Origin of the sequence: Paraburkholderia sp. SIMBA_054 (assembly GCF_046534875.1) — a bacterium.
In the GTDB taxonomy this organism is placed as follows: Bacteria; Pseudomonadota; Gammaproteobacteria; order Burkholderiales; family Burkholderiaceae; genus Paraburkholderia; species Paraburkholderia hospita.
On sequence record NZ_JAWRXV010001524.1, the window covers coordinates 1 to 243 of the forward strand.

General features: G+C 49.8%; 1 protein-coding gene. It reads right to left on the reverse strand.

Annotated elements, in window-relative coordinates; translation table 11 throughout:
* A partial coding sequence (locus tag SB822_RS60125) for a hypothetical protein (RefSeq protein WP_410859514.1) occupies positions 1-188 on the reverse strand: 188 nt, incomplete at its 3' end.
* Between the last annotated feature and the right edge of the window lie 55 nt (positions 189-243).

Consider the following 243-nt stretch of genomic DNA (forward strand, 5'->3'; position numbering starts at 1 on the left):
CCGAAACATAGCACGGGCGTGAGCGTGCCGCTTCTGCTTTGTTGAATCGGTTTCACATCGGCGATATTCACAATGCAATAAACAATAAGCGCCGCGCAATGCAAAGAAGTACATGCTGGCTGCAAGCAGAATTGTTTGAATGCTAGAATTGGTTTCATACGCTGAAGATGCTTCGGGATACCGCCCATGCGGTGTGCGATTCGAGCAGTAGCGGCGAATTCCCCTTAAATCCGAGACTTGCTG